Genomic DNA, 16214 nt, shown 5'->3' on the forward strand with positions numbered 1-16214 from the left:
GGAAAACATGAAGAAAACGATGATGACTGCTGCAGGTCTTGCCGCCGCTCTTGCCGCCCTGGCGCTGCCGGCGCTGGCCGATGGGGTGCAGACCGGGGTCTTCGTCAATTCGCAGGAGGACGGGCTGATGAAGGAGCTGCATGTCTGCTCGCAGTCCAGCCTGCTGGTCGAAGGCTTCGTGCGGCGCGATATCGACCTGCAGGAGGTGGATGGCACGACCCGGCTGGTGCTGAACTCGAACGGCGTCTTCACCTTCGACGTGGTGGATGAGGGCGCGGCCCTGAAGCCGGCCGATGATTTCACCCGTGAATGGGGCACCACCGGCGAATACCGCCTCGACCCCGCGCGCAGCAGCGACTGCTGATGGCAGGGTGGGGCGTGAGCTGCGCCCCCCGTCCGCCTGATCGTGCCTGCCCGATGGGCAGGGGCAGGTGGGCCAATGACGTCCCCGCTGCCCGGAAGGGCGGCGACGGGACCGGGAGACGAGACCGGGAAAGGTCCTCGGCTCTGCCATCTCGCGGCGCCAGCGGGCTGTCCCGGCCGCGCCGGTGCAGATCCGGCCGGGTCGGCATGGAGTGCCGCTGCCAGCGGCCCGTTCCGCCTCGTCGCCGGGAGGTCGCGAAACAGGCATGACGGCTTCGGTAAAGGGCGGGGTCTTGGTCCGGGGGAGGGGAATCCCAGGTCATGTTGCCAAATGGCGCAGCCATGGGCGGATTGATGTGATATCGACGAAAGCCACGAAGCGCTCTGCGGTCCTGTCGCAACGGGTGGCGGCCCGACGGGCGTTCTTCGATTTGTTGAAGCAGCGTTCAACCGGGTTGCGTCGCCGGTCGGGGGAGCGGTCGATCCCGACGCGCATCCTGCGTGATCGCCGCATCGGGATCACCGGAAGCACAGCGCGCCTTCTATTGCTTTTCCGAATGATGTCAGCATCTTGGCCGCGGTCAGCCAGCAAGACGCTTGGGGCGGGCAGGGTCTCGGCGATGACCGGATCGAAGCCTGGGTAATCGGAGCCTTGCCCGGCGGGGATCTCGGTTCTCATGGGCAGCCCGGCGGCATTGACGAGGAGGTGGATCCTGGTCGCGAAGCCACTGGGTGAGCGGCCAAGACCCTGTCTCGGAGACCCCCTTCAGCGCCCGCTGCCTGATGATGGGCGCCACCCTCGGTGCCGTCGATCATCTGAAGCGCATGGAGCACCGCGCCGCTTTCGTTCAGGGCGTGCATGATCTGCTCCCAAGGCCCCGCCACTGTCCAGCGCCGGATGTGCCGGCAGAGGCTCGACCATTCTCCAAACGCTTCGGGCAGGTCGCGCCATGGCGCGCCGGGGCAGACGATTCGGAAAATTCCATCCGGAACAAGGCGGTGGTTGGTCGGTTTGCGTCCGTTCGGCGCGCTGACAGTCAGGATGAACCGCTGAAAGAACGCCCATTCTCCGTCCGACATAAGGGCGCGGGCCAAGCTGGTCTCCATCGCCGATACCAGCTTGGATCACACTTGCCGCGCGAGTCGGACCCCTTTTGTCAACACCGCCTAGTGCCCGGCGAAGCGGGTGCGGGTGCGGTTGGCGAAAGCGACCAGCGACAGCATCACCGGCACCTCGACCAGCACGCCGACCACGGTTGCCAGCGCCGCGCCCGAATTCAGGCCGAACAGGCTGATCGCCACGGCCACCGCCAGTTCGAAGAAGTTCGAGGTGCCGATCATGGCGCAGGGCGCGGCGATCCGGTGCGGCACGCGCAGGGCGAAGGCCGCGCCATAGGCGAGGGCGAAGATGGCATAGCTCTGGATCAGGATCGGCACCGCGATCAGCAGGATGACGCCCGGCCGGGCGAGGATGGTGCCGCCCTGCAGCCCGAACAGGATCGCGACGGTGGCGATCAGCCCGGCCATCGACAACGGCTTGATCCGGGCGGTGAAGGCCCCGATGGCCTCGGCCGATCCCAGCAGCCGCCGCGTGAGGAGCCCCGCGATCAGCGGCAGGACGACATAGAGCACGGTCGCCAGGACCAGCGTGTCCCAGGGCACCACGATCTGCGTGACACCCAGCAGCAGCGCCACGATGGGGGCGAAGGCCACGACCATGATCAGGTCGTTCACCGAGACCTGCACCAGCGTATAGGTGGCATCGCCCCGGGTCAGCTGGCTCCAGACGAAGACCATGGCGGTGCAGGGCGCCGCGCCCAGCAGAATCAGGCCCGCGACATACTGGGCCGCGTCCGCGGGCGCGATCCAGGGCGCGAAGATGTGCTCGAAGAACAGCACCGCCAGCAGAGCCATCGTGAAGGGCTTGATCAGCCAGTTCACCGCCAGCGTGATCAGAAGCCCCTTCGGCTGGCGCGCGACACCGGCGACGGCCCGGAAATCGACGCTGACCATCATCGGATAGACCATGGCCCAGATCAGCACCGCCACCACGAGGTTGATCGACGCGATCTCGGCCGCGGTGATGGCGCCCACCAGCCCCGGTGCCACCGCTCCGATGGCGATCCCCGCCACCATGGCCAGCGCCACCCAAAGCGTCAGCAATCGTTCGAAGGGGCCCATCGGGGCTGCGGTATCGGCCATGTCTGTCTCCGGGGAACGGTTCACGATATAAATCCGTTATTTCGGGTAATAACGAATTGAGATCATTGCTGACGCCTTGCCGTGGCCTTGTCAAGACGTCTCATTTCGCGTAATGGCGAAATATGGAACAGAGCCACGCCATCGACGCCTTCGGCGCCCTTGCCCATGACGCGCGGCTGGCGATCTTCCGTCTGCTCGTGCAGCGCGGGCCGGGCGGCACGCCGGCGATGGAGATCGGCCGCCTGCTGGAGCTCAGGCCCTCCACCCTGTCGGGGCATCTCGCCACGCTGAAGCGGGCAGGGCTGGTGACGACCGAGCGGCGCCACCGCGAGATCCTTTATGCGCCCTGTTTCGAGGCGGTGAACGGGCTGGTGCATTTCCTGCTTCAGGATTGCTGCGGTGGAGACAGCGCGGCCTGTGCCGGGGCTCCGGCAGACATCCTGGCTCCGAAGGCAACACCCGTTCCGGACTGACCGGGCCCCGCCCGGAAGCTGCGCAGAGGATGGCCGGTCGGTCGCGAAACCGGAAGCACTCGACCTTCGCGCCCGTCGGGCCGAGTGGGCCGGGCTGCCTCTGCGGGGGGACGGATAGGGCTGGATTAGAGGCAGGCATTGTTTCGGGAGGGGCGCGCCTGCGGTCCGACGGGGTGGCCGCGGACCTTCCCCATGAAAAAGGCTGCACCTTGTGGGGCGGTGCCTCTTAGCGGCGCGACTTGCCGCGATCGCGGCTTCGTCATGGGGCCAGTTTTGCGGGCCAGTTATGGGGACCGGTGTTGGGGACCGGGTTGTCCCTGCCTTTGCAGCACAATCCGAGTTCTGCTCGAAGAGGTGATCCGGACACCCTTGCCCGGACCCTGCCCGGAGCGTGGGGGGCACGCAGGTGGCCGGCTGGCTGCATTGGACAGCGACCTGCGGCTAGTCCTCCGATGTGACCAGCCGGAACGCGATCAGCTCTTGCCGGTCGAGCAGGTAGATCTCGCCGGGAGGGGTGCGCATCGCAGGTTCCAGGAGGGCGGGATCGATCCCCATTTCCCGCAGATGGGCCATGACCTCGGCCTGCCCGCGCTGGATGTCCTTGACGGCCATGAAGGCGGGCAGGAAGGTGTTCTCGCCGAAATAGTGCTGGTGAACGCCAAGGCGGCCATCCGGGGCCACGCTCCGTTCGACCCCGCCGGCAAACATGTAGGGACAGGCCGAGAAGCAGATGGCGCCATCGCCGACCGCGGTGTCGATCCCGCGCTCGCGCAGCGTGCGGCCGATGGCCAGCGCGTCCCGCACCGAGCCGCCGGTGCTGTCGAGTTCCAGCAGGCGGATCGCGTCGCCGTTCCGGGCGCGCCGGGACAGTTCCCCGAGCAGGCGATCGGCATCGCCCGGCGCGATCCGGCCCGAGACCTGCAGCCGGTCGCCGGTTCCCTCGAAGGTCAGCCGCTCTGCCATCGGACGCCCGCGCGGCGTGTCGGGACCGGCGGGATGGCGGTCGGGGATATAGGGGCGCACCGACCGGTCCGCAGGCCCCGCCCCCGGCGCGCCGCCCGGCCGCGGAAGGGCCGCCAGCAGATCCATCGCGACAAGAACTGCCGCGATGCCCGCCTGCACCGCGAGGACGGCGAGGATGGCCCGGCGCAGGCTGCGCGCGGAAGGGGGCCGGATCTCGTCCATCGCCTAATCCGCCCCGCCGAACGGCACGGCTTTCGGCCGGGCAGGGGGGCTGGCGCCGGTCGCCGGGGCCGCGCGCTCCTCGAGGCCGAGCGCGCGGGCGGCCTCGAGCGCGGCGCGCAGTTCGGCCACCGTCATCGTGTCCTGCAGGGGGCTGACGCCGCGGCTCGACCGGATCGCCTGCTGCGTCACCATGAGGATGAAGACCAGCACGCCGGGCAACAGGTCGATGGCGATGGCGCCTGCCCAGGAGGGCACGAAATTCCCCGCGTAGCGGATGACCGCATCGGCGGCCGAGAGGGGGGTGTATTCGACCTCGGCCGGTTCGGGCCGGGTGGCGACCTCGGTGGCGGCGGCCTTCAGGGTATCGGCCCGGTCGCGAAGCGCCTGCAGCACCGAGGCGATGGTCGCCTCCTGCGACCGGCGTCCGAGGGCCGAGCCCGCATCGAGCTCGGGCAGCACGACCGAGTCGCGCAGATCGCCCGCCGCCCGCACCACGAGGGGGGCCGCATTGAGCTGGCGCAGGCGCGCCACGATCCCCGAAAGCCGCACCGCTTCTTCCGAGAACATCACTGACCGGTTCTCGACCGCGCCCGCCTGGACGGTCAGTGCCCGCATCCGGCTGAGAATGGCATTGCCCTCGGCGAAGGCCTCCTCGACGGCACGGCCCTGGTCGGCGATCTGCTCCTCGAGTGCGGCCAGTTCCGCCGCCTTCTGGGTCAGGATGCGAAACACCGCGCCACGCCCGGCAAGGCCTGAAAGATTGCCGACCTCTTCCTGATCGGACAGGCTTTCGAAACTGGCCCGCACCCGCGCGACATCCCGCGACAGGCTCTGGCCCGCGATGGTGTTGGCATGGGTCCGCTCCAGCGCGGCCTGATAGTCCTGCACGGTCTGGGCCAGGTGCTGTTCCACCGCAGCCGCCCCCGCAAGCGCCGCCGCATTCAGCCAGGAGGACATGGCGATGATCGCGACGCTGCCCAGGGCCATCGACAGCAGCAGCCCGGTCCGTGACGCGGCGGTCCGCATCGCCGGCAGCAGCCGCATCATGTAGGTCCAGAACACGAAGATCGCGACCGAGACCGCCAGCGAATAGGCGAGTGCTGCAAAGGTCGTCCAGGCGCCGCTGTCATCGAGCAGCGAGCGCACGCCGATATAGGTGTAGATCCCAGAGGCCGCCGCCAGCACCCCGAGCGCAACCCCGGTGAAGCTGTCGAGCCAGGCAAGATGTCCGGTCAGCTCGCGGGCATGCTGGGCCGGGTCGCGGGGCAGCGCCTGGCGGCCCGGATCGGTGTCGGGATCGGTATCGGGCGAAGCTGTCAAAATGCTCTCCTTTCAGCGGGCGGCGTCATAATGATAGCGCATGTTGGCGCGGGGACACGGGCCCTTCCCGGGCGCCAGGGCCACGCCAGGGCCGGGGTCGCGACGTTTCCACGGATCGGGTGTCGTCTCGGAGACATCGCCGTTTAGCATGCCGCGGGCAAATGACCCTGCCCAGAGTTGTCCGCGTTGAACTGTCTGAAATGCGGCGCGCAGATTGACGGCGATCTACGCGCGATCGGGCTTATCAGCCGTGATTTCTGCCAGACTACGCTGGTCTGCGAGGATGACCGCGCGAGTGCTCGAAGAGATCGGCGCGGCCCGGTTCCGCTTCGAGAACGTTCTCGGCGCCGATTACCTTGGGGCTCTGGTGGCCTCGCTGGCCTTTCCGCTGCTGGTGGTGCCGCAGCTGGGGCTGATGTCGGCAAGCCTCGTCTTCGGGGTGCTCAATCTCGGCGTGGCGGGGCTGTCGCTCCGGGTGTTCAGGGGCCGCGCGCCGCGGGCCACCCTCCTCGTCTGGACGCTGGCCACGGGGCTGGCGCTGGTCGGGCTCTGGCAGTCGGAACGGCTTTTCGCCTTCACCGAGGCGCAGCTGTTCGCGGATGAGGTGATCCTGTCGGAAGACACCCCCTGCCAGCATATCACAGCGACCCGTTTCAGGGACCGCACCCGGCTGCTTCTCGGTCATTCCATCCAGTTCGACAGCTATGACGAAGACCGCTATCACGCGCCGCCGGTCCATCCGGCCATGGCCATGGCGCCGCGGCGCGCATCGGTCCTGATCCTCGGCGGCGGCATGGCCGCCCGCGAGGTGCTGAAATACCCGGAGGTCCGGCAGGTGACGCCGGTCGATCTCGATCCGCGCGTGACAGAGATCTTCCGCGGCCGTCCCGATCTGGCGGCGCTCAACCACGGCGCACTCAACGACCCGCGCCTGACGGTCCTGAACACCGATGCCTGGCGCTTTGCCGAAACCGCTCCGGACAGTTTCGACGTGATCATCGTCGATCTGCCCGCCCCGAAGAACATCGCTCTGTCAAAGCTTTATACGCGACAGTTCTACCGTCTTCTCAGCGAAAGGCTGAGCGCGGGCGGCGTGCTTGTCATCCAGCCCGGATCGCCGCTCTTCGCGCGCCAGGCCTTCTGGTCGGTGGTCGAAACGATCGAGGGCACAGAGCTGCCGCAGCTCATGGACGGCCATTGGCATGTGACCCCCTATCACAGCTATGTGCCGAGCTTCGGCGAATGGGGCTTCGTCATGGCCTCGGCCCTGCCTCTGCGCGAGATGAGTTTCCCGCAGGCCGACCGGATGCGCTATCTGACCCCCGAGACATGGCGCGGCGCGCAGGTCTTCGGTGCCGACATGTCCCGCATCGATGCCGCGCCCAACACCCTGCAATCCCATGCCCTGGGCAGATATTGCAATGACGGCTGGGACGAATGGTTCCGCTGAAGGCGTGACACGGGCCCGGGGCGCGGGTGCGTTCCGGCATCCGCGACGGGCGGGGCAGACCGGTGCAGGCCCGGCATGCGTCGATCTGCGGGATACAGCGCCGGCCAGTCGGTAACGTCTTTGCGTCTTCGCCGCTGCGGGCTCCTCCGGCAACTGTTTCGGCGCCTTCACGTTCGCTTCCGACGGTATCCCGTGCTGCCTGCCGAGGTCCGCTCGCACCCGCGCAGCACCTTCCCGGGAAGGCGCCCGGGCGGGCCGTCGGCGAGCCATGCGGCCCCGCCGAGATTCATGAGGACCTCATGGGGATCGTATTGGGACGGCTGCCGCGCCGCAGGCGCTGCATGTGCAGCTGCCGGAACCTGACCGGACGGTGCTCGGTCGGCGCTCGGCCGCGCGGGCACGCACGCAACATATGCACGAGGCGCCGTTCCGGGCGGCAAAGCGGATCTGCCTGTCGCGGACCGGCCCCCATGGCGGCCTCTTGCCCTTCGCCACGGGAAACCGGGAGCAGGGCTGCGGCAGGCCGACCGCGGGCTTAGCAAAGGCTCAGCTCTGGCCGAAGCCCAGCGTCGGTTCCAGCGCCTCCCAGCTTTCATCCATCGCATAGGCGGCCGACAGATAGGGAATGCCGACATGGCCGAAGCGGAAGGAAAGCTGGAATTCGGCACTGTCCTCGCTGTCATGGGCGAGCCCGGCAAGATAAAGCGCCGCGGCAAGGCCGGTGCGGTCGGCGCCCTGACGGCAATGGATCAGGATCGGCTTCGGCAGGCTTTTCATCAGCGCAAGCAGCGCCCCGGCTTCCGTCACCGAGACGGGGCGCCCGGCCGAGAGCCCGAAATCGGCATGAACCGCTCCGGCCTGCCGCGTCGCGGCCAGTTCGTCGCGATACCAGCCGCGATCCTCGCGGGCACCGCGCAGGTTCAGCACGCTCCGGATGCCATGCGTCCGGATCACCCGGCCAAGCGCCTGCGGATCGAGCTGCGCCGAACGGAACAGCTCCTGCGGGCGAACCTCGTGGAAATTGCCACCCGCCTGCAGATACCCGGCCCATCCGGCAGCGGCGCTGAGCGCCAGCCCGGCCCCGAGCAAAGCCACCCGAAACGCCCGGCCCGTCCCCGAAAGGCGGCTCATCCGCGCGGCCCCGACGGGCGGCGCCTGTGGCCGCTCGGCATCGCCCGGCCGAGGGCCTCGCGCTGGCGCGGGCTTTCGACGATCCCTCCGGCGACAACCAGCGCAACCGCCCCGGGGAGGGGGATTTCAGGCCGCCCGGCCATCGGCTCGACCCCCCGGAACGCCTCGGCGGTCGGCCGCCAGCCGCCGGGACGCGCAGGCGCGGTCGGGCCGGAACACGCCGGGAGCGTCGCGCCGCCCGCCGGAGCGTGGCCCGGATACCGCGGCGCATGGCCTACGGCCAGCCGGCCGGGATCGCCCAGACCCGCGCGCGGGCCAGGGATGAAACCGGCAAAGCGGGCAGGACGGGGTCCGATGACGCCCCCGACAATCCGGACGATACCCACAGTCCGACGCCCGCCGGGGAGATGGGCCGCGGCCTTGCGCTCGAACCGCCGGACCTCGGCGCGGGCCCGGAAGAAACGCTCCCGGATTGCAACCCTGTCATCGCCCGGCCGGTCGGCCATCCGAGCCCCGCTCCTCGAAGGTCTCCGGACCGGGGAAGACCTCGGCCCGCTTGTCCCGACATCATGGGCACAGGTCCCGTGGCAGCCAATCTCGGCCTTGACCTTGCGCCTTTGCCAGCTGCGGGCGACACGCCGGGCCTTCAGCTCTTCGGTCGGGCGCCAGCCGGTTCTGGGCACGGAACAGCGCGCGCTCGCCGGCAGCGACGAGGCCAGCAGCGGCGGGTTCGGCAGCGCGAGGGCTGGACGCGGAAGGGCGGGATGCATGGGAAAGACCTCCATCTGCTGCGATGGCCCCGGGATGTTCTTCCAGCCTTGCGCCCGGCTTACAGTCGCCGCAAAAAAAAACGCCCCCTTCCCGAAACCGGGGGAAAACGGTTAGTTCGCAGCATGAGAGTGCTTGTCATCGAGGATGGCGCCGATCTGGCCGAGGCGATCCGGACCTATCTGAGCCGGGACGGACATGCCGTCGATCTGGCCGCCGACTGTGCCGAAGCCGGGCTTCTGCTCGATCTGGCGCAATATGACGGCATCGTGCTTGATCTCGGGTTGCCCGACGGTTCGGGTCTCGATTTGCTGCGGGTGCGGCGGCGCGACGGGCTGCGCACGCCGGTCGTCATCCTGAGCGCGCGCGACCGGATCGGCGACCGCATCGCCGGGCTCGACTGCGGCGCCGACGATTACGTGGTCAAGCCCGTCGATCTGGGCGAGCTGGCGGCGCGGCTTCGGGCCAATGCCCGGCGCGGCGAGGGCGCGCCGGGGGTCGAGCTTGCGTTCGGGCCGCTCCGGATCGACCGCGCCCGCGCCCGGGTCTGGCGTGACGGTGCCGAGATCCGCCTGACCGCGCGCGAATGGGCGGTGCTCGACGCGCTTCTGGCGGCGCGGGGCCGGGTGCTGTCGCGGCAGGTGCTGGAAGACCGATTGTATGATTTCGATGCCGGGATCTCGGGCAATGCGGTCGAGGTCTATGTCTCGCGGCTGCGCGGCAAGCTCGGGCGCGGGCTGATCGAGACCCGGCGCGGCATCGGATACCAGATCCCGTGAGCGGCCGGTCGCTGAGCGGGCGCCTGATGCGGCGGGTACTGGCCGTGGTCGGCGCCGGCTGGTTGCTGAGCCTCGCGGTCGGGCTCGGGGTCATCGCGCATGAGATGAACGAGCTTCTCGATCGCGGCCTCCGGACCCAGACCGAGCTGATCCTGGCGCTGGTCGAGGCCGACCGGCCGGTGCCGCCGCTCTCTGCCGGGCTGCGCCTGCGGGTGCTGCGCGCAGACATGCCGCCACCGCCCGCCCCCTGGCCCGGGATCGGCCCGGGGGCACATCTCGAAACCTCCGCCTGGCATGTGATGCGCCGCGACAGCGCCGATGGCCGGGTCGCGGTCGAGCTTGGCCAGTCGACCGGCTGGCGCCGCGAGGAACTGATGGAAAGCGCGCGGGCCTTCCTGCTTCTGATGGCGGCCGTTCTGGTCTCGGCGCTGCTGGCGGTGCGGCAGGGCACCCGCGCGGCGCTGAGGCCCGCGCGCGATTTCGCGGCCCAGATGGCCCGGCGCGATGCCGGCGATCTCTCTCCGGTCCCGGCCGCGGATCTTCCGGCCGAGCTGGCGCCGATCCCCCGCGCGCTGAACGGCTATCTCGGCCGGATCGAGGCGCTGCTGGCGGCCGAGCGCCGCTTTGCCGCCGATGCCGCGCATGAGCTGCGCAGCCCCATTGCCAGCGCCGCCGCCCAGGCCCAGCTGATCGCCGAAGCCAAGGCCGGGCCCGAAGCCGCAACCCGGCTCTTGCGGGCGATCGAGCGGCTGGGGCGCATCGTCGAACGGCTGCTGCAACTGGCCCGGGCCGAGGCCCCGACAGGACTGGACAGCGATCGCGCCGACCTGATCGCGATCCTCGATCTGCTGATCCGCGACCGGCCGGGCGCGACGATCCGCTTCGACGATGGCGACCACGACCGGCTCGACCTGGCGCTGGCGCCCGACAGCCTGGCGATCCTGCTGGCCAATCTCATCGACAATGCCCGGGACCACGGCACCGGACCGGTCGAGATCGTCCTGCGTCCCGGCCCGGTGCTGGTGATCGCGAACCCGACCGATGGCCCGGCCGAGCTGCTTGCCGACCGGTTCGCACGGCGCCCCGGCTCGGACGGCACCGGGCTTGGCCTCTCGATCGTGCGCGCCCTGGCCGACCAGCACGGCATCGGCCTGTCGCATGAGGCCGGGCCCGGGCGGATGACGATACGGCTCGATCTCGCGGCCCTCGTTCCCACCCTCGCCACCGGCCCGGATCCGGCACCCGGCTGAGCCCTCCACGGGCCGCCGCTGCCCCGGCAACACTGGCCGCGTGGCGCTCTCGACCTGCGGCGCGGGCTGAATTATCCATGAGCCATGCCGCAGATGCCCTCAGAATCGCTTGCCGCCCGGATCGGCCGCCAGCTTGCCAGCCGCATCGTCTCGGGCGAGATCCCGCCCGGCGCCCGGCTGAGGCAGGACCATATCGCCACCGAGTTCGGCTCGAGCCATGTGCCGGTGCGCGAAGCCTTCCGCCAGCTCGAGGCGCAGGGGCTGGTCGAAAGCCTGCCGCGCCGGGGCGTCCGGGTCGCGGCCTTCGGGCTGGAAGAGGTCCGCGAAGTCGCGCAGATGCGCGGTGCGCTCGAGGTGCTGGCGCTTCGCAACGCGGCGCCGCATCTGACCCCGGCCATCCTCGACGAGGCAGAAGCGGCCACCCGTGCCGGGGACCGCGCCCGCGACATGCAGAACTGGGACGCGGCGAACCGCAGGTTCCACCGCTCGATCCTGGCCCCCTGCGGCATGCCGCGGCTCTTGCGCAGCATCGAGGATCTTCACAGCGCCAGCACGCGTTTCCTGATGTCGGGCTGGCGTGCGGAATGGGACGCCCCGACCGATCGCGACCACCGCGCCATTCTGGTTGCGCTGCGCGCGGGCAATGTCGAGCAGGCGGCAGCCCTGCTGGAACGGCATGTGACCTGGGTCGGCCCGGCCCCTGGGCGCCGCCCCGCGGCCGGCCCGGCCCGACAGACCTGAAAGACCTGACGGGCCCCCGGTTTCGTCCGGTCGCGCCCTTCCGCAGGGGGGCGCGCCGCGGCTTGGGCCTTGCGCGCGCGCGCGGGTTGCGGTCAATCCCGGATATAATATGGAATCTTTATCTATAATCTTGAGGGATGCCTCCATGACCGCGCTTGTGACCCCCGCCGAAACCGCTTTCTCGCCGCTCGATCTTCAGAACCGCCCGTTGCTCTGGAAGATCGGCGCGGTGCTTGTCGGCACGCTTTTCCTTGCCCTCGCCTCGCAGGCCGAGGTGCCGATGATCCCGGTTCCGGTCACGCTGCAGACGCTGGCTGTCGGGCTGGTCGGCGCGCTTTACGGCTGGCGGATGGGCGGCATCACCATCGCGGCCTGGCTTGCCGAGGGCGCGATGGGCCTGCCGGTGCTGGCGGGCGGCGCGGCCGGGCTGCCGCATTTCTTCGGGCCGACCGGCGGCTATCTCTTCGCCTTCCCGGTTGCGGGCATGATCGTGGGCTGGCTGGCCGAGCGCGGCTGGACCGGGCGGCGCATGGGTCTGGCCTTCCTCGGCATGCTGGCCTGCAATGCCGCCTGCCTTCTGCTGGGTGCGGCTTGGCTTGCGCTGCTGATCGGCGCCGAGGCGGCCTTCACCGCCGGGGTGCTGCCCTTCCTTCTCGGCGCGGTGCTGAAATCGGCGCTTGGCGCGATGGTGCTGAGGCTGCTGTGCGGCCGGACCCGCCGCGCCGCCGAATGACGCTGCGCCTGCGTCCGCACCATCTCCTGTGCCTCCTGACCTTTGTCGGCAGGGGGTACAGCCCGGCCTTCACCGCCAACATGACAGCCAGCGTGGGTCGGCTGCGGGCCGGGGAAGAGGCCGAGATCGTCGACGGGCCAGACGATCTCTGCGCCCCTCTGCTTGACGGCCCCGAACCGCATTGCCACCGCTGCAGCGTCACGGCGCGCGACCGTGCGGCAGCGTCCGCTGTCGGGCGCCTTCTGGGGCGGACCATCCGGCCCGGCACGCGCCTGCGATTCGATGCGGGCTTGGTGCGTCGGCTTCGACAGGCCTTCGCCGCCGGCAAGATCCGGTCGGCCTGCGGCGGATGCGAGTGGCATGAGCTTTGCAGCAGGGTCGCGGCCTCTGGCTATGCGGAAGCCTCGCTTTGAGCGCCGCCCCAATCCCGCCGGGGTGCTGGGCCCGTCCGTCGTAAAACGTTGCCCAACGGAACGCGCGCGCATGGTCGCTGACCTCTGTCGCGCCGAGGGCAGAAGCCGCATCCCGGGCAAGGTCGGAACCGCATTTCAGGTGACGAGGGCGACCGGTCTTCGCGGCCGCCGCCCGTGTTCGCGGAGCTGAAGGTCAGGCCCGGTTTCGAGGGAATCCGGGAGACGCATTCTGGCTGTCTTGCGCGCGGCCCCGGCCATCGCCGCACCGTCATCCGAACGGGTCGGGTGTCGCGCCCGATCGATATCCCCGCCACCGGCGGCGCCCCGATCCGCCCCGCTTTCCCCTTGCCCGGCCCGCGGGCTCCCGCCGTATGCCTTGCGGGGCGATGCAGGCCCTCCGCTACGCCTGTCTCAAAGGTGCGGGGGCCTGGCTTCGGGAGGCGCGTGCAAATCGCTTTTCAACGGGAAACGCTCCCGCTCCCGCCAGAGCCCGAGGGCAGGGCGGTCCCGCGTGATGCCACCTCAGGCAAGGCGGCGGGAATGGAGGCGATCTGCATCGATGTCCCGGCCTGTGGGGGGCAAGCAGCGTCCGGGCTCTGAAACATGAGAACAGATTCCGGAGGCCCGCGACCGTATCGGCCGACATGTGAAATGGTCCGGGCACTCGATGCGCGTTATTCCCTGTGCCGACGCGCGGGGCTGTCTGAGGGACCTGAGGGGCCGTGCGGTCCTGATCGCGACGAAGTCGTTGTGATCCGCACAAGACGCAGGCCCGCCCGTTGAAAACAGGGCCATTTGATCTTGGCGTTTTCGGCGGGGGGTTCCTGGCCGGAAGAGAAGCGGAACCGTATGAAGGCCTCGACGGACATGCGCGCGCCGGGCCTTCATTCCGAAGCGGGGCGGGCAAGGCAGGCCGGTCCCGGAGATCTGGTGCGGTTCGGAGCCCCGGGGGCTGGCAGGCTGGATCCGTCTCCCCGGAGGGTCCGGGCCTTGTTGCGCATGGCGGAACGGAGCCGGCCCGAAGGCAAAGCCGTCACTTCCATTGCAGGTTATGCGTGGTCCGGTTCCGTAAAGTCCGCAATCTTGCGGATTGCAGGAGGCCGCGTCCGGCCACGGTGCGGGTATAGACGAGCTGGCCCCGGCCCAGCATGGCCTGCCAGTTCTTCCAGAAGATCCCGGCCCGCCGCTTGTTGTCGTCGAACCGGGGCGGCACGGCGAAGAGCTGGGAGCGGCCGCGCAGGAAGCCCGCGGGGACAACGAGCAGGTATCGCGGATTGGTCACGGAATGGAGAACCCGCCGGAGGGTCTCGTGGAACAGGGTCTCCTCGTAGTGGCTCGCCCGGTCGAGGCCGATGGGGTGTCCCTCGGGGCCTTCGAGGACATAGGGCGCGATGTCCCGGTCGGGGCCGATATCGCCAAGCTGGCGCAGGCTTTCCAGCACCAGATGGCCCATCCGGCCGAGTGTTCTGCGGATCTCGGGCTCGGGGACCGGCCGACCGGACAGGCGGCGCCACAGGCTGGCGAGACCTCTGCTGTGGGGCAGGACCAGCTGGCTCTGTCTCTGCGCGATGCCGGTTTCCTGCATCAGGCGGCCGCCGATCTCTGCGCCGGTTTCAAGCGCTCTGTCCCAGTCCCGCGCGAGATCCCCCTGGGTGGCCGCCAGCCGCCGCGCCTTCTCGTTCTGGACGGTGCTGGTGGCTTCGGGCGCGAACCAGGACCGGATCTCGAGGGCCTCGCGGTCGATCCGGGTGAAACAGGCAAAGCGCCTCGCGAGGGCCTCCAGATCCTTCCCCGAGACATGCGCGTCCGGAACGACGGCTATATGCCAGATATTCGAGCATTTCGAAGGGTTGCGGCGGCCGATGCGCAAGGCCCGCCCGCGCAGCTGGTTGATCGCGACGAAGCTGGCCAGATTGGTGCCGAGCACGAGAGCGTTCAATCCGGACGCGTCCCATCCCTGTCCCGGAAAGGCCTGCGTCCCGATGATGCCCCTGACATCTCCTGCATGGAAGGCCGCATTGGTCCGCGCGATGGCGGCATCGAAATCCCGCCCCTCGATCAGGACATGGTCCGGCCGGTCGGAGAGCGGCTGCGCGGCAAGCCCCCCCCCCCCCCCGGCCAGCGCCCGGAGCAGAACCACGACCTGTCCCGTCATGATCGCGGCATCGCGGCCACCGCCACCGGCAGTCAGCCTGCGAAACAGGTGGATGGCGTTGAACCCCGTGGCCGGGGTTTCTGCGGCCAGCGACGGGCGGCCGATCCGGTCCACGAAGATCGCCATGTGCAGATCCGGGCCGCGGGCCGCGCGTTCTAGGGCGTGGACTTCGAGGCAGCCCTCGATCCGGGTGTCGTCATCGCGCAGGATCCCGATCCGGTCGGCGAATTTCCGAGGCGGCAGCAGGATACGGTCATTGCGGAGCGCCCCCATGCGGGTGAGGCTCTGCAGGGTCGGGGCGGGAAGGCGCGTCTTCAGCCCGTCGCAGAGGATCCGGAGCCAGTCCCAGGATTGCGGCGGGATATCTTCCCTCGCGGATCTGCAGCAGCCGCCGGGCATAGGGAAGCAGCGGGCGCCCGGCATCGTGCAGATAGACCGGCATGGCGCTGAACAGGTCCGGCTCGTCGAGGATCTCTGCCGCATGGGTCCTGCAATCGGCGATCCAGGGCAGGGCCTCGATCATGGCGAGCAGCGCGGGATCGTTCCGCAGCAGCTCGAGGCTGCCGGCCTCGTCCTCGCGGTTCCGGACATAGGCCGCCGCATGGCGGGTCACGGCGGCGAAGACCAGATCCCGATGCGGGCAGAGATCTCGCGATTGCACCAGCACGGGGGCCGGGATCTCGGCATCGATGGGGCCGCAGAGCGCGTCGTAGCTCCGCCATTCCCGTGCGACGGCATCGTAGGGAGGGGTGGCCGTCAGCGACAGCGTCACGCCGTCATGGCGTCCGGACAGCCCGGTCAGGGTGTGCCACCATCTGCAGCGCAGCCCGAGCCTGCGGATGATCTCTAGGCCGAGGACCGTCTTGCCCGCCCCCGGCGCGGCCACGACATGCAGCTTGCGATCGCCCAGATGGGCCTCGAGATCGGCGAGAATGCGTGCCGGGTAGCTGCGCCACGGACGGCGGAACGCCAACGCACCGAACAGCCTTTCGGGGCTCATCTCGGCAGTCGCCCGAGCTGGACCCGGAAGGCCTCCACCGACTGCGCCAGCGCGTCGGTGCGGCGGGCCTGGCAGGAGGCCACGGCCGCCTGCAGGATGTCCAGATAGACCCTGAAATCCGCCTGATCCGCGGGCGTTCCCGGTTCGAACGGGTCCCGCGCCGCGAACTGCGCCCATCTCAGGCCCAGCTCGGACATCTTGGGCAGGTGGAAGAAGACGAGCCGGCGGGGTGGCGTGATCAGCTCGGGGGT

The 16214-nt window shown here is 69.5% G+C and carries 16 protein-coding genes (1 of these 16 cut by a window edge); 8 read left to right on the forward strand and 8 right to left on the reverse strand.

Annotated elements, in window-relative coordinates:
- Window positions 1-7 precede the first annotated feature (7 nt).
- Window positions 8-364, forward strand: a complete 357-nt coding sequence (locus ACK8CO_RS11535; protein ID WP_080618263.1) for a hypothetical protein — start codon at window positions 8-10, stop codon at window positions 362-364.
- A gap of 318 nt (window positions 365-682) precedes the next feature.
- On the opposite strand, the gene ACK8CO_RS11540 is transcribed toward ACK8CO_RS11535, so the two are convergent.
- Both ACK8CO_RS11540 and arsB read right to left on the reverse strand, forming a co-directional pair.
- Window positions 683-1470 (reverse strand): IS5 family transposase gene (locus tag ACK8CO_RS11540; protein WP_414896722.1). Its coding sequence is split into 2 segments (ribosomal slippage): window positions 683-1131 and window positions 1131-1470, totalling 789 coding nucleotides; the frame shifts between segments, so codons are not numbered across the junction.
- A gap of 60 nt (window positions 1471-1530) precedes the next feature.
- Window positions 1531-2565: an ACR3 family arsenite efflux transporter gene (gene arsB / locus ACK8CO_RS11545; protein ID WP_414896723.1), complete on the reverse strand. Its 1035-nt coding sequence runs from the start codon at window positions 2563-2565 to the stop codon at window positions 1531-1533.
- Between the two features lie 122 nt (window positions 2566-2687).
- On the opposite strand from arsB, the gene ACK8CO_RS11550 reads away from it, so the two are divergent.
- Window positions 2688-3038, forward strand: a complete 351-nt coding sequence (locus tag ACK8CO_RS11550) for an ArsR/SmtB family transcription factor (protein ID WP_080618265.1) — start codon at window positions 2688-2690, stop codon at window positions 3036-3038.
- 441 nt (window positions 3039-3479) lie between these two features.
- On the opposite strand, the gene ACK8CO_RS11555 is transcribed toward ACK8CO_RS11550, so the two are convergent.
- Together ACK8CO_RS11555 and ACK8CO_RS11560 are read right to left on the reverse strand one after the other, a co-directional pair.
- Entirely contained in the window at window positions 3480-4223 is a 744-nt protein-coding gene (locus ACK8CO_RS11555; RefSeq protein ID WP_414896724.1) for a hypothetical protein, read from the reverse strand.
- A 3-nt stretch (window positions 4224-4226) separates the two neighbouring features.
- Complete coding sequence (locus ACK8CO_RS11560; protein WP_369822854.1) at window positions 4227-5543, reverse strand: hypothetical protein; 1317 nt, start codon at window positions 5541-5543, stop codon at window positions 4227-4229.
- A 283-nt stretch (window positions 5544-5826) separates the two neighbouring features.
- On the opposite strand from ACK8CO_RS11560, the gene ACK8CO_RS11565 reads away from it, so the two are divergent.
- The gene (locus ACK8CO_RS11565) at window positions 5827-6993 is read left to right on the forward strand and encodes a spermidine synthase (RefSeq protein ID WP_414896725.1); all 1167 of its coding nucleotides are present in this window, start codon (window positions 5827-5829) and stop codon (window positions 6991-6993) included.
- Between the two features lie 546 nt (window positions 6994-7539).
- Here the strand turns inward: ACK8CO_RS11565 and ACK8CO_RS11570 are convergent.
- The gene (locus tag ACK8CO_RS11570) at window positions 7540-8124 is read right to left on the reverse strand and encodes a tyrosine-protein phosphatase (protein WP_080618268.1); all 585 of its coding nucleotides are present in this window, start codon (window positions 8122-8124) and stop codon (window positions 7540-7542) included.
- An 893-nt stretch (window positions 8125-9017) separates the two neighbouring features.
- Between ACK8CO_RS11570 and ACK8CO_RS11575 the strand changes: the two genes are divergently transcribed.
- The 5 genes from ACK8CO_RS11575 to ACK8CO_RS11595 all read left to right on the forward strand — a co-directional run bounded on the left by ACK8CO_RS11575 (window position 9018) and on the right by ACK8CO_RS11595 (window position 12808).
- A complete protein-coding gene (locus tag ACK8CO_RS11575; protein ID WP_414896726.1) occupies window positions 9018-9671 on the forward strand; it encodes a response regulator transcription factor in 654 nt (217 codons plus the stop codon).
- Window positions 9668-10921 (forward strand): histidine kinase dimerization/phospho-acceptor domain-containing protein, encoded by a 1254-nt coding sequence (locus ACK8CO_RS11580; protein WP_414896727.1) that lies wholly within the window; start codon window positions 9668-9670, stop codon window positions 10919-10921. Before ACK8CO_RS11575 ends, ACK8CO_RS11580 begins: the two co-directional genes overlap by 4 nt.
- A gap of 84 nt (window positions 10922-11005) precedes the next feature.
- The gene (locus ACK8CO_RS11585; protein WP_414896728.1) at window positions 11006-11662 is read left to right on the forward strand and encodes a GntR family transcriptional regulator; all 657 of its coding nucleotides are present in this window, start codon (window positions 11006-11008) and stop codon (window positions 11660-11662) included.
- A 145-nt stretch (window positions 11663-11807) separates the two neighbouring features.
- The gene (locus tag ACK8CO_RS11590) at window positions 11808-12395 is read left to right on the forward strand and encodes a biotin transporter BioY (RefSeq protein WP_414896729.1); all 588 of its coding nucleotides are present in this window, start codon (window positions 11808-11810) and stop codon (window positions 12393-12395) included.
- Window positions 12392-12808, forward strand: coding sequence for a DUF1284 domain-containing protein (locus ACK8CO_RS11595; RefSeq protein WP_080618274.1), 417 nt, complete (start codon window positions 12392-12394; stop codon window positions 12806-12808). The genes ACK8CO_RS11590 and ACK8CO_RS11595 overlap by 4 nt, the downstream gene beginning before the upstream one ends.
- A gap of 1033 nt (window positions 12809-13841) precedes the next feature.
- Here ACK8CO_RS11595 and ACK8CO_RS11600 read toward each other — a convergent pair.
- The 3 genes in view from ACK8CO_RS11600 to ACK8CO_RS11610 are tightly spaced (each overlapping or abutting the next) and all read right to left on the reverse strand, a layout consistent with a single transcriptional unit that may run on beyond the window.
- On the reverse strand, window positions 13842-15236 hold the full coding sequence (locus ACK8CO_RS11600) for a hypothetical protein (RefSeq protein WP_414896730.1): 1395 nt from the start codon (window positions 15234-15236) through the stop codon (window positions 13842-13844).
- On the reverse strand, window positions 15217-15963 hold the full coding sequence (locus ACK8CO_RS11605) for a hypothetical protein (protein WP_414896731.1): 747 nt from the start codon (window positions 15961-15963) through the stop codon (window positions 15217-15219). Before ACK8CO_RS11605 ends, ACK8CO_RS11600 begins: the two co-directional genes overlap by 20 nt.
- Window positions 15960-16214, reverse strand: the 3' portion of a protein-coding gene (locus ACK8CO_RS11610) for a hypothetical protein (protein ID WP_414896732.1). Its footprint extends 183 nt past the window's final position; only the last 255 of its 438 coding nucleotides appear in the window; its start codon lies off the right edge, out of view — the gene reads right to left on this strand; its stop codon occupies window positions 15960-15962. The genes ACK8CO_RS11605 and ACK8CO_RS11610 overlap by 4 nt, the downstream gene beginning before the upstream one ends.

The sequence above is a fragment of the Rhodovulum sp. HP10 genome, assembly GCF_047553435.1.
In the GTDB taxonomy this organism is placed as follows: Bacteria; Pseudomonadota; Alphaproteobacteria; order Rhodobacterales; family Rhodobacteraceae; genus Rhodovulum.

Excerpts from the sequence above, each read along its gene's own strand:
- ACK8CO_RS11535 (WP_080618263.1), top strand. The coding sequence starts at position 8 with ATGAAGAAAACGATGATGACTGCTGCAGGTCTTGCCGCCGCTCTTGCC.
- arsB (WP_414896723.1), bottom strand. The coding sequence starts at position 2,565 with ATGGCCGATACCGCAGCCCCGATGGGCCCCTTCGAACGATTGCTGACG.
- ACK8CO_RS11550 (WP_080618265.1), top strand. The coding sequence starts at position 2,688 with ATGGAACAGAGCCACGCCATCGACGCCTTCGGCGCCCTTGCCCATGAC.
- ACK8CO_RS11555 (WP_414896724.1), bottom strand. The coding sequence starts at position 4,223 with ATGGACGAGATCCGGCCCCCTTCCGCGCGCAGCCTGCGCCGGGCCATC.
- ACK8CO_RS11565 (WP_414896725.1), top strand. The coding sequence starts at position 5,827 with ATGACCGCGCGAGTGCTCGAAGAGATCGGCGCGGCCCGGTTCCGCTTC.
- ACK8CO_RS11570 (WP_080618268.1), bottom strand. The coding sequence starts at position 8,124 with ATGAGCCGCCTTTCGGGGACGGGCCGGGCGTTTCGGGTGGCTTTGCTC.
- ACK8CO_RS11575 (WP_414896726.1), top strand. The coding sequence starts at position 9,018 with ATGAGAGTGCTTGTCATCGAGGATGGCGCCGATCTGGCCGAGGCGATC.
- ACK8CO_RS11585 (WP_414896728.1), top strand. The coding sequence starts at position 11,006 with ATGCCGCAGATGCCCTCAGAATCGCTTGCCGCCCGGATCGGCCGCCAG.
- ACK8CO_RS11590 (WP_414896729.1), top strand. The coding sequence starts at position 11,808 with ATGACCGCGCTTGTGACCCCCGCCGAAACCGCTTTCTCGCCGCTCGAT.
- ACK8CO_RS11595 (WP_080618274.1), top strand. The coding sequence starts at position 12,392 with ATGACGCTGCGCCTGCGTCCGCACCATCTCCTGTGCCTCCTGACCTTT.
- ACK8CO_RS11600 (WP_414896730.1), bottom strand. The coding sequence starts at position 15,236 with ATGGGGGCGCTCCGCAATGACCGTATCCTGCTGCCGCCTCGGAAATTC.
- ACK8CO_RS11605 (WP_414896731.1), bottom strand. The coding sequence starts at position 15,963 with ATGAGCCCCGAAAGGCTGTTCGGTGCGTTGGCGTTCCGCCGTCCGTGG.